This is a genomic window from Calothrix sp. PCC 6303 (assembly GCF_000317435.1).
In the GTDB taxonomy this organism is placed as follows: Bacteria; Cyanobacteriota; Cyanobacteriia; order Cyanobacteriales; family Nostocaceae; genus PCC-6303.
Window position 1 is genome coordinate 3020813 of sequence record NC_019751.1, and the last position, 12624, is coordinate 3033436.

The 12624-nt window shown below is 39.2% G+C and carries 21 protein-coding genes; 5 read left to right on the forward strand and 16 right to left on the reverse strand.

Translation table 11 applies throughout. The annotated features are described in order from the left end of the window. Positions 1-259 precede the first annotated feature (259 nt). The 12 genes from CAL6303_RS12425 to CAL6303_RS12480 are packed head-to-tail and all read right to left on the reverse strand — an operon-like array spanning position 260 to position 7657. Positions 260-694 carry a hypothetical protein gene (locus CAL6303_RS12425; RefSeq protein WP_015198169.1) on the reverse strand — a complete coding sequence of 145 codons (435 nt, stop codon included), beginning with the start codon at positions 692-694 and terminating at the stop codon, positions 260-262. After that, positions 684-2699 (reverse strand): DNA translocase FtsK, encoded by a 2016-nt coding sequence (locus CAL6303_RS12430; RefSeq protein WP_015198170.1) that lies wholly within the window; start codon positions 2697-2699, stop codon positions 684-686. The genes CAL6303_RS12425 and CAL6303_RS12430 overlap by 11 nt, the downstream gene beginning before the upstream one ends. Before the next feature lie 4 nt (positions 2700-2703). Further along, complete coding sequence (locus CAL6303_RS12435; RefSeq protein WP_015198171.1) at positions 2704-3504, reverse strand: hypothetical protein; 801 nt, start codon at positions 3502-3504, stop codon at positions 2704-2706. Position 3505: 1 nt separating this feature from the next. Next, a complete protein-coding gene (locus tag CAL6303_RS12440; RefSeq protein WP_015198172.1) occupies positions 3506-4147 on the reverse strand; it encodes a M23 family metallopeptidase in 642 nt (213 codons plus the stop codon). Further along, positions 4122-4382, reverse strand: a complete 261-nt coding sequence (locus CAL6303_RS12445) for a hypothetical protein (RefSeq protein ID WP_015198173.1) — start codon at positions 4380-4382, stop codon at positions 4122-4124. Before CAL6303_RS12445 ends, CAL6303_RS12440 begins: the two co-directional genes overlap by 26 nt. A 2-nt stretch (positions 4383-4384) precedes the next feature. Beyond that, the gene (locus CAL6303_RS12450; protein ID WP_015198174.1) at positions 4385-4867 is read right to left on the reverse strand and encodes a hypothetical protein; all 483 of its coding nucleotides are present in this window, start codon (positions 4865-4867) and stop codon (positions 4385-4387) included. A gap of 16 nt (positions 4868-4883) precedes the next feature. Further along, positions 4884-5384: a hypothetical protein gene (locus CAL6303_RS12455; protein WP_015198175.1), complete on the reverse strand. Its 501-nt coding sequence runs from the start codon at positions 5382-5384 to the stop codon at positions 4884-4886. Positions 5385-5395: 11 nt separating this feature from the next. Next, the gene (locus CAL6303_RS12460) at positions 5396-6214 is read right to left on the reverse strand and encodes a phage terminase large subunit family protein (RefSeq protein WP_015198176.1); all 819 of its coding nucleotides are present in this window, start codon (positions 6212-6214) and stop codon (positions 5396-5398) included. Continuing rightward, positions 6214-6444 carry a hypothetical protein gene (locus tag CAL6303_RS12465; RefSeq protein ID WP_015198177.1) on the reverse strand — a complete coding sequence of 77 codons (231 nt, stop codon included), beginning with the start codon at positions 6442-6444 and terminating at the stop codon, positions 6214-6216. Before CAL6303_RS12465 ends, CAL6303_RS12460 begins: the two co-directional genes overlap by 1 nt. After that, on the reverse strand, positions 6428-6691 hold the full coding sequence (locus CAL6303_RS12470; RefSeq protein ID WP_015198178.1) for a hypothetical protein: 264 nt from the start codon (positions 6689-6691) through the stop codon (positions 6428-6430). Before CAL6303_RS12470 ends, CAL6303_RS12465 begins: the two co-directional genes overlap by 17 nt. An 8-nt stretch (positions 6692-6699) precedes the next feature. Beyond that, a complete protein-coding gene (locus tag CAL6303_RS12475; RefSeq protein ID WP_015198179.1) occupies positions 6700-7305 on the reverse strand; it encodes a hypothetical protein in 606 nt (201 codons plus the stop codon). Further along, the gene (locus CAL6303_RS12480; protein WP_015198180.1) at positions 7259-7657 is read right to left on the reverse strand and encodes a hypothetical protein; all 399 of its coding nucleotides are present in this window, start codon (positions 7655-7657) and stop codon (positions 7259-7261) included. Before CAL6303_RS12480 ends, CAL6303_RS12475 begins: the two co-directional genes overlap by 47 nt. A 441-nt stretch (positions 7658-8098) precedes the next feature. Here CAL6303_RS12480 and CAL6303_RS12485 point away from each other — a divergent pair, with 441 nt between their 5' ends. Then, entirely contained in the window at positions 8099-8476 is a 378-nt protein-coding gene (locus CAL6303_RS12485) for a hypothetical protein (RefSeq protein ID WP_015198181.1), read from the forward strand. A 64-nt stretch (positions 8477-8540) separates the two neighbouring features. Then, entirely contained in the window at positions 8541-8972 is a 432-nt protein-coding gene (locus CAL6303_RS12490; RefSeq protein ID WP_015198182.1) for an HNH endonuclease, read from the forward strand. 12 nt (positions 8973-8984) lie between these two features. Here the strand turns inward: CAL6303_RS12490 and CAL6303_RS12495 are convergent, their stop codons facing one another. Then, a complete protein-coding gene (locus CAL6303_RS12495) occupies positions 8985-9188 on the reverse strand; it encodes a hypothetical protein (protein ID WP_015198183.1) in 204 nt (67 codons plus the stop codon). A gap of 406 nt (positions 9189-9594) precedes the next feature. Further along, on the reverse strand, positions 9595-9783 hold the full coding sequence (locus CAL6303_RS12500; RefSeq protein WP_015198185.1) for a ribbon-helix-helix domain-containing protein: 189 nt from the start codon (positions 9781-9783) through the stop codon (positions 9595-9597). A gap of 121 nt (positions 9784-9904) precedes the next feature. Here CAL6303_RS12500 and CAL6303_RS31455 point away from each other — a divergent pair, with 121 nt between their 5' ends. Continuing rightward, positions 9905-10033: a hypothetical protein gene (locus tag CAL6303_RS31455; protein WP_255348456.1), complete on the forward strand. Its 129-nt coding sequence runs from the start codon at positions 9905-9907 to the stop codon at positions 10031-10033. A gap of 10 nt (positions 10034-10043) precedes the next feature. Here CAL6303_RS31455 and CAL6303_RS12505 read toward each other — a convergent pair whose 3' ends face one another. Together CAL6303_RS12505 and CAL6303_RS12510 are read right to left on the reverse strand one after the other, a co-directional pair. Beyond that, positions 10044-10232, reverse strand: coding sequence for a ribbon-helix-helix domain-containing protein (locus CAL6303_RS12505; RefSeq protein WP_144051046.1), 189 nt, complete (start codon positions 10230-10232; stop codon positions 10044-10046). Between the two features lie 257 nt (positions 10233-10489). Further along, positions 10490-10753, reverse strand: a complete 264-nt coding sequence (locus tag CAL6303_RS12510; protein ID WP_015198187.1) for a hypothetical protein — start codon at positions 10751-10753, stop codon at positions 10490-10492. Positions 10754-10965: 212 nt separating this feature from the next. Between CAL6303_RS12510 and CAL6303_RS12515 the strand changes: the two genes are divergently transcribed. Continuing rightward, a complete protein-coding gene (locus tag CAL6303_RS12515) occupies positions 10966-11550 on the forward strand; it encodes a hypothetical protein (RefSeq protein WP_015198188.1) in 585 nt (194 codons plus the stop codon). Between the two features lie 128 nt (positions 11551-11678). Then, positions 11679-12620 carry a hypothetical protein gene (locus CAL6303_RS12520; RefSeq protein WP_015198189.1) on the forward strand — a complete coding sequence of 314 codons (942 nt, stop codon included), beginning with the start codon at positions 11679-11681 and terminating at the stop codon, positions 12618-12620. Positions 12621-12624: the final 4 nt, after the last annotated feature.

Sequence of the window (12624 nt, forward strand, 5' to 3'; positions counted from 1 at the left end):
TTACTCTTGCCCCAGCAGCTTCAAATTGGGATTTGAGGATAATAATTAACCTACACCTTACTTGATTCTGTTGCAGAATTTAATTAATTCTGTGTGAATATTTTCAGTATCGGTAATCATTTATCCCCAATGGTGATAGTAAGAGTTGAACTTACTTTATTGCTACTGCAATAATCCACCCATAGAAATATCACCCATTAAATAAACTCTAAGTATTAATTATTGCTTTTAAATACCATCTTAAAACTTAAAATCAAAACTATTTCTTCCTATTGTTGATATTTTCAACTCCTGATTGAATAGATTTATAAAAGTTTTCTAATAAAAAATCAGGTGAAGAAGATAACCTCAGTATTACTCCATCACCTTTAGCTCGATAGTAATAGTGAGGTACAGGAGATTGAATTACTACAAGATTATCGTTATTAATAATTCCAGCATCAACCAAACCATCCAAAATATATTTACTAGCTGCGGAGACATTATCACTATCGCGGGCAAAAGTTTTTAAATGCCAGTGATATTCAATCCACACCTTATCATTAAAACTAAAATTAACTTTTTGAGTTAAATTAGCAACTTTATTAGTCCAAGTTTTCTTGACAGCAGCACTTGCTCTCCAATCCGAACGTGCTAAATCAATTTGTTCATTTAGTGCTGGTGGAAGCATGTTGAATCTAAGTTCAAGGATCATTATTATCTTCCTCCTCTAAATTAGCAATAAATTCAGCTATCACATCGCGTATTCGTTTATATTTTCTGCCATCAGCACGCGATAAATTAAATACCTCCTGGACTATTTGATGTAGTTCATAACCTCGACTGTGGAGAGAATAAATTTGAGACTTCGTGAAATCATCAAGGATAATATTAAAGGAAAACTCCTCCGACTGATTATTATTAACTAGTGAATCAGTTGTCAATTTATTTAACTTTGTCCGCAAAGTTTGATTATTAGAAGAAGTTTCACCTTTAAGCTCAATATTAAAACTCGAAAAGTTCAACTTAGAATCCCAACAAGGACTATTATTTCCCGCACTCATTGCTTGATCTAAATACCCTTTAAAAGCAGCTTTCGTACCCAAATATAAACCCTGAAGACGCATCACACCTTTGGGAGATTTATACAGCATATCTCCACCACCCAATAAACTTGCTGCGCGATCATCATCGGGATTACCCAGAATAATCCCACTATCTTCAGGACGGGATACCATAAAAGCAACCTTACCCGAACAGTTTGAGCGAATTAAGGGTTTGATTACATCCTTATCGGGACGTTGGGTAAATAGAAAAATATTGATTCCCGCAGCACCTGCTTTTGCTAACAGTTTCATCAATGCTGTCTCAATAGAGTCTTTGTAGGTGCTATCGGATAGTAAATCAAAGCACTCATCTGTCACCGAAATGATTCGTGGCATGGGGCGATCGCAAAACATTTGGTTATATTCACCAATATTTTCAACCCCTACTTTTTTAAACTCCTGATAGCGAAGTTCCTGTTCTGCAACCAAATAATTGAAAATTTGCAGGGTATTTGCTGCATCCTCCGCAACTGGTGCAATAAGATGAGGAAGTCCGTTAAAGCAAGTTAGGGAAACCAGTTTGACATCACTGAGGGCAAGTTTGACGAAGCTAGGAGGATAGCGCAATGCTAAATATAAAACCATCGCTTTTTCAAACTGGCTTTTTCCTCCACCCGTCATTCCCCCTCCTAAAGTGTGATAAACATTCGAGTCGCACAGGGAGATTTCGATATACTTACCATCGACATCCACACCAGCGGGGATGAGGATACGGTTAATATCAATCTCGCTTTGCAAATCGATATAATCTGAAAAATTTGCTATTTGGCGATCGCATCTGGGAATATCAAACACCACAGCACCGGGTATAACAGATATCATCGGTGGGTTATCAAATCCAAGTTGTTCCCCCAATTGTTGAACTAAGTCGCTACCAAGTCCTTGAACTTTTTTGAAGCTAACCCCTTTCCCCAGCTTGATTTTGATGCGTTTGAAAGTGGGACCAGTTTTAGTGTCGAGGTAACTACAAATAATGCCAAAATCATTCAAGGTTTCGACCAAAGTATTACCCACTTGAGAATTAAAACTTTCTTGAAGCGAAGCAGTATTTTGATCGGTATTTGCAATCGCATTATTCTGTGCAATACCTGTATCACCGGATAAAGTTGGAATTTCCCCATTTTTCTTTGCCACTAATTCTGCTGTTTTATAGACAAGTTGCTTCAGATAAATATTTTTGGTTGATTCAGCTATTTTAATTAAATCTTGGTAGGATTTACTTTCTTGATATTGCTGATATAGCTCAATAATAAAAGCATCACGTTCATATTTACTGATATATCGATTAGTTAAAATATATTCCAAAGCCAACTTAGAAAAAGCCAAATCTTCTAGGTTTAGTTCTTCCGAACAAGCATCGATAATTTGTTCAACAGAAGTCCCACTAATTACAGCTTGGTAAATTATTTCAAATAAATAATTATGGTCATAACTCTTGATAGGTCGAATAATTTTGCTACAAAACTCAGATTCTTGAAGAATATCGATAACATACTGCTGTTGACTCAAATCGAATACTTGTTCTGCTTCTGTTAGAATTTCCTGGTTGGATAATCCTTGTAACTTAAGATTGTTAACAGCACATTTAATTTCGGCATTACGATAGTTTGACATCCTATCAACCTCCAAGAATTAACAATTGTTGTTGGTAATAATTATTTAATTTCTCCATACTTTTGGGATTCTGATTGTAGGAATTGCAGGGAAATGAAGCCCAGATTTTACCGACTTTACATGCAGCTTTATCAAAATTGCCTGATTCAACGTCTTTAATAGCATTATTCCGACGAATGTACTCAACAGCCATTCTGTCCTGAGATACGGGTGAAAAATCAGCCAACTTTAACTTTGGTTGTAAATCCCACCAAGACTTATCTAACATTTGATAAGCACCAGCAGCAGTCGAGCAGATTCGGTTGCCATTAATTGGCGCACATTGTTTAATTAATGGGTGTGTGGAGAAATCATTAAAATTGCCATTGAACACCAATTTCCGATAACTCTCTCTTCCACTATTTCCAGTTTCAGCCCAGCGAATAGTTGCTAAAAAAGCTCGCATTCTCGGAGAATATTTAGAATTTATCCCAACATCAGTCTGATGAAAATTAGTATTATATCCGAAACTCTGAGAACCTAATAAACAGTGAATACCCAAACAGGAAACAGAAGCTAAAGATAAATGAATGGGTTGAATTCTACTCTTCATACGACGATAATCAACTCCAGAAACTAATCCAAATATTCCACCAAGAATAAAACCGAATTTCCAACTATCGAGGGAATTAGTAAAAGCGCGAATAAAGCATACTTTATCAGCACCGGGAGAAACTAAACCACATGGAACAGAAGCAATTCCATAGTTAAATGCAACCGAACTCGCAGCACCAATTAATCCGGAAATGAAGATTTTCCCTAACATATTACCGACCTGCTAAATACTGTTGCAAGTAAGGATGGGGGTTAACAGGTTTACCATTAACTCGAACTTCAAAATGTAAATGTGGTGCAGTAGACATTCCGGTACTACCTACTGCTGCAACCATCTGTCCCCGTACAACCTGCTGTCCTTCTCTCACGTAAAGCTTGCTTGCATGACCGTAAAGCGTTGATTTCCCAGCGCTGTGATTAATAATTACGGTGTTTCCATAACCTCCTTTTTCTCCAGCAAGTTTAACCGAACCAGCATCAACCGCATAAATTGGAGTACCCAAATCAGCACCAAAATCGATACCAGTATGGAATCTGCGTTCTCCGGTAATTGGATGAATTCTCCAACCAAATCCGCTTGTTACAGGAGCGTTTTTGACAGTTGGGAAAGCTATTCGAGCATCCCTGAAGTCAGTTGTGTTAGTTGTAACAATTAGGTTTTGGAGTGATTTGACCAAGTATTGAGATTCCACCCAGGAGGAGATTTGGGGAAGTGCGATCGCTAGAGTCAAGAAAAAGCTAGCAAAGGCATAGTGCCAATTTGCATCATTCGAGATGCGATCTAATTGTTGATTATCAACAGTTTCATCCTCATTACTGGCTTTGGTTCTATCGATTTCCAGCTTGATTCGCATTTTGACAACTCGAATTAGTGAAACTTAGCAACTTTTCAAAATTGTTCTTGGGATTATTGCAAATAGAATCAGTGGGAGTGGGGGTTGGTGTGGGTTTAGAAATAGTCGCAGTGGAAATTGGAATTTTAATCTTTGAAGTTACGTTATTTAAGTTATAAAATTTGAGGTATCCCGGTTGGAGAATATCTAAAAACCACACCAGCAGCGTAATTCCAAAGCAAATTTTGACCAACATGCTTATTCCAACTGCCTGAATACTGGTAAAGCAAATGATGGTACTTTCTCTGGTACAACTTCAATCTTTTTCCCATTAGCATAACCGGGTCCGGTGTAACTACCATTGAGCAAGAAATTAACCAATAGTAAGAACAACCATAATCCAACAGCACCCACACCGATGGGAGATTTTATACAATCACCAAGAAAGTAGGCAGGATACCAAACAAAGCGCCAAGAATTTTGTGGGTGTAATCTGTGGGCTTTCCATACCTCTACATAAGGAATTTCGATTTGGGGAACTCTGGGTTTGTAGGAATTTGGAGAGTTGATATATCGAACTTCTAAAGGTTGAGTGTCGATTGCTGTTGAAATTCCCGGTTGCTGATTTACGATTCCTCCCTGTTGTTGAGCCTGGTTTAACATTCCCTGTAAGCGGGTTGTGGGTACAATCGCACCACCTTCGGAATAATCGACATCAAAGTTACGACGGTTTCTGCTCATATTTACCTCAATGAAATTAACTAGCGGAAGGGTTATCGTTTGCGTCTTCGTTCTCTTCCCAATAATCCTCCTGTTGAAGTTGGGAATAAAATTCTTCTGGTGTCAGCATTTGAGATTTATTTTCTGGATTTAAACCAAGATTAGAAGATACACGAGGAGTAAATTGAATGATGTTTTTCCCAGCAGGATTAATTGGTGGAGATAATTCAACGTTGTTAGGGATAACGGTATTAGTTTGATGACGCTGCTCAGGAACTGCGGAAGTATCGATAATTTCATCTCCTTCAATTCCATTGTTATATTCCGAAATTCCCCAACCCAAAAAACTAGCAAATCCAGCGATAAAAATAGTTGCACTCAGCCAATGTACGGAAGAATTAGGTGATGGCATCATCTCAACCGTAGTGCGAGTGGAACCCTCAAGAGTAGTGCGAATCGGAGTACGTTTGACTGCCGCAACAACGTTGAGCGAACACAGAGTGATACAAATTATGGCAGCAGCAAACTTAACGTACATGATGCATTTCCTCAATCTTGGGAAGTTGGTATTTTGGGTCGGACTGTTTCTTTCATGCCTTGTAAATACAGCTTTCGTTCTTGCTCTTGCTGTTTGATTTGTTCGCGGATTTCCCGTACACGAGCGAGTTGTTCGACTGGATCGGAATATCCACGGGTACGTAATAATTGAGCTTGAGCCAAAGAGTACGGTTCTTGAGCATTGCGGATTTGAATCAGCATTTGGTTCAAATCAACTGATGGCTGGGATTCCAAGTTTTGCGCGTAATCAATTGCTTCCAGCTTGCCCAATACCATCACCGCAGCTGCACCAGTAGAAATTTTCTCCTCAACTTTCGTCCCGTCGGTTTTGCGATATCCCCAGTAAAAGGTATCGTTGCCGGAAGCCGCTTCTAATAGGACATCCAGCGAGTTGAATTTAACTATTTCCAAGGCTGGCATATAATGCAGCCGATAAAAGCCTGACTTTTCATTAGCTTGCATTGTGGATATCTCAGCTTTCAATTGCTGTCCCCACAATGCTGCTGCCATTTGTCGCCACCCTGTCAAAGTTGGTGTTCCTTCAGATGAATAACTTGCCAGTTGGTTGATGTTGTAATCAGTGCGGGATAATTTTTCTAAATAAACCTCCCGAAGTTCGGCAACCTTTGATTTGGCTTGTTGTACCTCACTCGATTGGTTTGCTGGGATTTGCTGTTTCCATCCAAGCGTTAACGCCACTATTCCAATCAAGGAAACCGCCCCAACCGTCGCACAAGTTGTTAATAAAGGAACATTGACCTTTTTTCTGGATGATATTTTTCTATTTTGCAACGGTTTAGCACTAAACATTACCAAACCTCGCCCGTATTATCGACTATCAAATACAGATGGGGACGTTTATTTAACTCACGAGCGATCGCAATTCCCATACCACCTGCAACTATTCCCGTTAACAATAACAATGGATGCAGAGCGAGGGTTGCACCCACTCCCATCAACTGTCCTACCATCCCAGAAACACCGAAATTCATCAACAAACCACCTGCTGTATTGACCAAAAAATCAAATGCTGCGTTCATGTTCACCCCGTATCCAAATTACTAATAGTGCTAAAATTAACCCACTGATTTCACCAAGTCCCACTCCAATCAAAATCGGTTGTAAACTCTTAATTTCCTGCCTTTCTTGAGTTGGAGGAACTGCTACCCACACCCCAATAACCGTTCCAGCGACAACCGAAAGAAGATTTATACCCACTGCCAAAGTCGATGTTTTTCGTAAAGCCAGTAAACTTTCATCTCGAAACTGGTAACAAATCGGTAGCATTTGAGCAACTACTTCTTCAGAGATTGCCCGGTTTTCGTCTGCGAGGACTTCAACTGTTTCGGCTGCTGTGTCGAAGTACCGACTAGTAACGGATGACTCCCTTCCCCCCAGTTGACTTTGGCGAAAAAATCGTTATCTATCCGCGAATTTATACGTTCTTGGGCTTGGGTGTACTCGTCAGCGCTTAAATTTGTACCTGTTCCGTTGAAGACAAATTCTTCCAAGGCAAGAGTAGAAGTTTCCAGTACTACTTTATGACGCAGTTCCCCTAGCTGAGTACCGCGATGAGTGTCTTGGTAAAGCATTCCCACAAAACTATCTGGTGCTGCTGTTTCTGGATCGACTCCAAAGCGTTGTTTGATGTACTCGCGTTTGTTAAAACTGCGATCGCATGACGACTCGGAATGAGTATCGCGCATTGACAATAAATGCCTTGCTGCTTCCTCCATTGACATATTCTCCTTAGTTGCAGCAGCTTTTAAATTTACCAACTGCGATTCGACTTGCTCGCTAATCGTATCCCCAGTAATTTCTAAATCCAGAATTTGGCAGATATTGCGAACCACTTCAGGCGAAATTTGTAACTGTTGTGCTAGCTGATTTATATGCTTCATGACGTTCAATTCTCCTAATTACTGCTTGGACAATTTCGTTTGCTTGCTCTTGTTCAGAAATATATTTGGTCAAAAAATCGTAAAGGGTGATTTTATTCACTTTCTGTAAATAAGTATCCAATCCACCCGCAGGAATCACCTGCTGTAAATATTCCTCAAAGGTTAACCTCCTCATCCTGATAGCAACATAAAAAATATCGGCTATTTCCAGCGTTGCTGCATCAAAATAGCCTCCACGCTTTTTGGGTTTGACTATTCCCGCATAAGGATACCACTGCTGTAAACCTGCGATTGAGATTCCGTACCTTTCGGCAAGTGTTTTCTGGGTATAGATTACGTTTTCATATACCATGCTCGCTTAATTCCAACTGAATATGAGTGTTAGTGCTGAAAGGGACAAGCTCAAGTGTTGCGATAATATTTGTGGAATAAAAATTATTTAACAAATCCAGTCGCTTTAGTTAGGATTTAACTGAACTTAAGCTAAGTTAAATTTCTGCCCAATTCAACAAACAATTGTTAGGTTATATACTGGCAACTGGCAATGCAACTATGTTTATATGTGTGGGGTGAAAGAAATATAAAAATTACTTTTGAGTAAAAATGGCTCTGACAGAAATTTATACTTAAAAGTTAAATTACTATTTTTCGGATAATTCAACTATTAAAAAAATCCTCATATTTGGAATGAGCAGGATTTAACTACAAGCGATGAGTCTCTGCGATAAAATCGGCTTGAAGGAGAATCAAGCTATAATTTGGATGCAAGACAATTCGTATAGCAAACTGAGCAATGGCAGAATTAACGATTCAAATTTCTGATGAACTAGCCCAACGTTTAGAACCTCTACAAAATCGTTTACCCGAATTGCTGTGGCAGTTGTTAGACGTTGCAAATTCATCAACAACTTCTCAGCCAATCGTTCAAACTAGGACTACAGATATTCCCGCAGTTTATCAAGAAGTTCTCGATTTTTTAATTAAGCGTCCAACACCTGAAGAAATAATTGCTTTCAAAGTTTCAGTCCAAGGTCAATCCCGGTTATCAGAGTTATTAGAAAAAAACCGTTCTGCAACACTTAGCTCGATAGAATTAGCTGAATTAGACGTTTATGAGCAATTAGAACATATGATGATTTTATTAAAAGCACGGGCTTTCAAACATGATTAAGAAACATGGCTTCTGATTATATTTCTGTCGAACTGCGTAAGCTTGTAGTAAATAGAGCTTCAAGATGTTGCGAATATTGTCTCATTCATCAGGATTTTTCTATTTATACTCACGAAGTAGACCCTCCGGGTTCAGCAGTTACTCTACTTGGGGAAACCCCAAGACCGTACTGCTTCACCATATTATTCCTATAAAACATGGTGGTGATACTGCTGCGGATAATTTGGCACTTTCATGTTTATCTTGTAATCGCCATAAAGGTTCTGATTTTGTCACAATAGACCAAGTAACTAAAGAAATAGTCCCTTTATTTAATCCCCGTCTTCAGGTTTGGGATGAGCATTTTTGTATTGAAAATGCGCGAATAGAAGGGAAAACTCAAATTGGGCAAGTAACTTCAAGATTGCTTCAGTTTAATATTCCCAATCGAGTGCTTGAGCGGCAAGTTTTGATAAGTCAAAGTCAATATCCAGACCCGAAATTCAGTTCAATGTAGTGAAAAAAGCAGCTAAAACTCCAAGAAGAAGCCAGGTTTGGTTGCTTCATAATAATTTGCACAAAAAAACTGAAATCCAAAACATACACCCAGCAGACATAATCCGAAAGCAATGTCACGTTCCGTCACCATCCCTAAATTAGCAACCAATTCTTGTGCGATACTCCCAAAGGGACTGGCTGTCGCTATCGCAGTATAATCTTCCCAAGCAAACATCAAATTCCTCACTTCAAGCTAAACGTTTGTAACCTTTTACCCAAACGAATTCTTTCTAAAAGGTTGGTAGCAGTATCTTCCTGCTCATTAGACTTGTTGCTTTTTAACAGAAGGAATCGCCGAAAGCCCTACACCGCATAGGTTATAGCCATGACCCGTAAAAAGTAGCTGAAACGTTTGCCAGAACTAGATCTCACGGTTTTTTTGAGCTTATAAAGCAACAGGTCTATTAATAACCTGGGGGTCATTCGATCCAAAAGCCATTTTATCAAAATGCCAAATCGCAACTTGTTCAGGCTTGGGAGCAGACAAATTAAGAGTTTCACAGGCAACAGCCAATTAGGTTCCCAAAAACGTATAACTTGTAAGCTATCCGGCATAGATAGTTAACATCTACCTTATATACTTATTTTTCCTTCTGCTTTAACCATTCACTCATTGCTTGCTCAAGCAATAAATTGCACATATTGCTGACTGTGCGCTTTTCCTGCTTGGCTCTTTCCTCAAGGGCTTCCATCAGTTCCGGTTCAAGATAAATGGTTGTTCTAGGTTTTTTTGTAGGCACGTCAAAATATAAAAACTGGTTATAGTTCATTATTTTTGCTCTCTTCTAAATATTTGTCACTTAAGTGCATTACCTATTGACATAGTTCATTCCCAGTTTTACTATAACTGTATCGGTAAACAACTTCTATAGGTGCCATGTATGAGCAAATATGAAAAACTACGTTTGGTTGAAAAACTTACCTGAAAAGCCTTCAAGCATGGCAGGATTTTCCAGTACGGAGTTTGGCAACACCAAAGCCATGCCAGACTTTTATCGCAAAGCTGAGAGCTACATATAAGTGAAACACACTAAGACTGGGGGTTTTTATTCGCATTTTCATCTGGGTATTTCAGCTTTCCCTCCTTTTCAGCTATTTCAACCTCTCTACGCAACAGATAAGCTGCTAAGTCAGCCAGACTTGTGCCTTCAATATCAGCCCATATCTGTAACTTCTCATGTGTCAAATCGGGAATAGAAACGCTTATTCTTTTGGTCACGACAGGTTTTCTTCTAACTTTCATGTTTCATATTACCTTTGAGCAAACTTGTTGATTGTTGCTATAAAGCTTCTTTTTAGATGTAAAATAGATGTGTTCATGATGATCATCTACCCAAAGACAATCTTTGACTCTATCTGGAACCTATTCCCATGAATCAGCACTACCAAATTTTGCCTATAGACAAACTTCTAAATCAACAAACTACTCGACAATCTTTCATATTGTCGGGGAACCATACCCAAGTCACTTCCGCTTTATTTAGAATCCTGTTTATCGAGAAGTTCCTTTAAATCAGCTAAAGTCATTCCTTGACTTTGAGCCAAATCCTCAAGCTGTTGGTTAATTAGATCAAAATTTACTTCTAGTCGCGCTGAAATGATTTGACTTGCATAAGCACTGGGGGTTTTACCACTAATGGCAGCCCAATACTTTAGCCTTTGGAGGTTATAGCGGGAAATCGTAATATTCAGTCTGACATTTTCTTCAAGCGGCATTGTTTCGATTTGGGGCTTTGACATGTTTATCCTCCTTTAAAAATACACCCTAGAGATGCTGTCGGAATCATTCGCCAAAACAATAGTTCCATCTTTACAATCTCCTCTTTTGGTAGACTAAATACTTTATAACATCTTTGTGGTGTCTTTGTGCTATCTCTATGCTGTATAATAATTTGTAAATGGATTTGTGAAATATTTAAGCTCGTTTCAATAATCAATCCGAGAATACCCTTATGAGCTATTTACTCAAACACTTACCAACTCAAGGTTTAGAACCCAGACAATTCCTCCGTCACTGCTTCGGTATCGCTGAACTAACCCCCGCAGAACTATTGGAAGAAGAAACAGACTCCCAATACCGCAAAAAATGCATCACGATATTTTGTGCAATCTTTGACATCCAACGAGCAACAGTTAGGAAATGGGGAAGCGACTTGAATTTTGAAGGGATGCCCAACTATTGCAAAATTGCACTGGCTTACATCTACACAGCCGGAACTATGCCTCATCATCTCAGAAGCATACTCAAAGGTGAATACAGTCCACCCGAAGTTGATGCTCAAACCTTTCTCGAAAAAATTCTCCTCGATGGGTTAAATGAACAGCAAATATTACAAACCGTTTCCCACGCAAACTTTCGGACAACTTGCGTCAAAACTCTCACCCAAGTTCTGCATATCGGCACCAAATCAGTCCAGGATTGGGGACAAGATATGTCATTTCGCAAAATGCCCCAAATCCACAAACACACCTTGGCTTATGCGTTAACTGCGATTCCCCAAGCTCAAGGAGCAATCGTATGGAAAAAAGCTGCCTGAACCTCTTACAAAGTTTGCTGGAGAGAGTATCTCCCCAACAAATGCAGCGCTATTTTGGTTGGTCGAATTAAGAAAAATTGGTCTTTTGTACAGACCAAGAACAATTTAAAAAGTACCCAGAATCTACCATGACTGTACTAACTATTGCAACCGAAAGTTACGAAAAACAGCATCAAATAAACTCCAATCCCACGGTGCATATCGAGCAAAGTACCCTGGAGTATCTGCACACTGCTTTTTTACTCTACGAATACAAGCAAACCCATAGCAAACGAGAGTACCGGGCGTTATTGTCAGAATATGGATGGGATAAAGGCAGTGCAGAAGAAAAGCGATCGCTTAAAATCGCGGAGTATTTCCAAGCCTTTATTGGTTGCCCACAACATTTGGCAGTTTTACCAATATCGGTGCTACTGCGGTTATGCTCCCAGAACTACAAAGTTCTGATTGAAGAGTTGCAGGATATTCCTATTGGTAGATTGACTTGCAGACATGTATTGGAACTAATTGACGAAAGAAGATTATTCCTCAAATCTCAGAATAGAGAGGAGAAGGAGGGTAATTGGAGAGCTACACCTGATGGAAGTCGATATTACACCTTCGGCAAGATTATGGAGGATGATCACCAAACGGGGGTGCTTACCGAAAAGCTGATTGACATAGAAGATGAGGAAATTGAAGTAGTAGGAAATATACCAGCAGAAGCTTTAGTTATAAATCAAACACCCATCACAGATGCAGAAATTCTTGCAGATATACTGCGTCAAGCTTCAGATTATACAGATGTGCGTAGAGGATTGTATCAATATCAACCTGTTAAAGAAGAAGCTTGGAAGATGCTCTCAGATTTGGAAAGAAAATCTGTATGTCAGATGCTGCAGGAGCCAATTAAAAAGCTGAGTCATGCCAAACGGGAAGGGTTGATTGTCAACTTTTGTGAGGTTGAGTCAGGGGGAGTGTATAAAATCTTTACTGCGGATTGCCCACTGATTGAAAGAACTATCAGCACCCATAGTTTAGACAGACTGCTAGAAGAGTTGAGAGTTAGACAGAATTGCGAATGTAATTAGCGCA

Bases quoted from the DNA above. Each gene is read 5' to 3' on its own strand.
- CAL6303_RS12450 (WP_015198174.1), bottom strand. From the start codon at position 4,867: ATGAGCAGAAACCGTCGTAACTTTGATGTCGATTATTCCGAAGGTGGT.
- CAL6303_RS12425 (WP_015198169.1), bottom strand. From the start codon at position 694: ATGATCCTTGAACTTAGATTCAACATGCTTCCACCAGCACTAAATGAA.
- CAL6303_RS31455 (WP_255348456.1), top strand. From the start codon at position 9,905: ATGAAAAACTACGTTTGGTTGAAAAACTTACCTGAAAAGCCTTCAAGC.
- CAL6303_RS12475 (WP_015198179.1), bottom strand. From the start codon at position 7,305: ATGAAGCATATAAATCAGCTAGCACAACAGTTACAAATTTCGCCTGAA.
- CAL6303_RS12440 (WP_015198172.1), bottom strand. From the start codon at position 4,147: ATGCGAATCAAGCTGGAAATCGATAGAACCAAAGCCAGTAATGAGGAT.
- CAL6303_RS12480 (WP_015198180.1), bottom strand. From the start codon at position 7,657: ATGGTATATGAAAACGTAATCTATACCCAGAAAACACTTGCCGAAAGG.
- CAL6303_RS12520 (WP_015198189.1), top strand. From the start codon at position 11,679: ATGACTGTACTAACTATTGCAACCGAAAGTTACGAAAAACAGCATCAA.
- CAL6303_RS12485 (WP_015198181.1), top strand. From the start codon at position 8,099: ATGGCAGAATTAACGATTCAAATTTCTGATGAACTAGCCCAACGTTTA.
- CAL6303_RS12515 (WP_015198188.1), top strand. From the start codon at position 10,966: ATGAGCTATTTACTCAAACACTTACCAACTCAAGGTTTAGAACCCAGA.
- CAL6303_RS12490 (WP_015198182.1), top strand. From the start codon at position 8,541: ATGTTGCGAATATTGTCTCATTCATCAGGATTTTTCTATTTATACTCA.
- CAL6303_RS12495 (WP_015198183.1), bottom strand. From the start codon at position 9,188: ATGTTTGCTTGGGAAGATTATACTGCGATAGCGACAGCCAGTCCCTTT.
- CAL6303_RS12465 (WP_015198177.1), bottom strand. From the start codon at position 6,444: ATGAACGCAGCATTTGATTTTTTGGTCAATACAGCAGGTGGTTTGTTG.
- CAL6303_RS12430 (WP_015198170.1), bottom strand. From the start codon at position 2,699: ATGTCAAACTATCGTAATGCCGAAATTAAATGTGCTGTTAACAATCTT.
- CAL6303_RS12435 (WP_015198171.1), bottom strand. From the start codon at position 3,504: ATGTTAGGGAAAATCTTCATTTCCGGATTAATTGGTGCTGCGAGTTCG.
- CAL6303_RS12445 (WP_015198173.1), bottom strand. From the start codon at position 4,382: ATGTTGGTCAAAATTTGCTTTGGAATTACGCTGCTGGTGTGGTTTTTA.
- CAL6303_RS12470 (WP_015198178.1), bottom strand. From the start codon at position 6,691: ATGCTACCGATTTGTTACCAGTTTCGAGATGAAAGTTTACTGGCTTTA.
- CAL6303_RS12500 (WP_015198185.1), bottom strand. From the start codon at position 9,783: ATGAACTATAACCAGTTTTTATATTTTGACGTGCCTACAAAAAAACCT.
- CAL6303_RS12460 (WP_015198176.1), bottom strand. From the start codon at position 6,214: ATGTTTAGTGCTAAACCGTTGCAAAATAGAAAAATATCATCCAGAAAA.
- CAL6303_RS12455 (WP_015198175.1), bottom strand. From the start codon at position 5,384: ATGTACGTTAAGTTTGCTGCTGCCATAATTTGTATCACTCTGTGTTCG.
- CAL6303_RS12510 (WP_015198187.1), bottom strand. From the start codon at position 10,753: ATGTCAAAGCCCCAAATCGAAACAATGCCGCTTGAAGAAAATGTCAGA.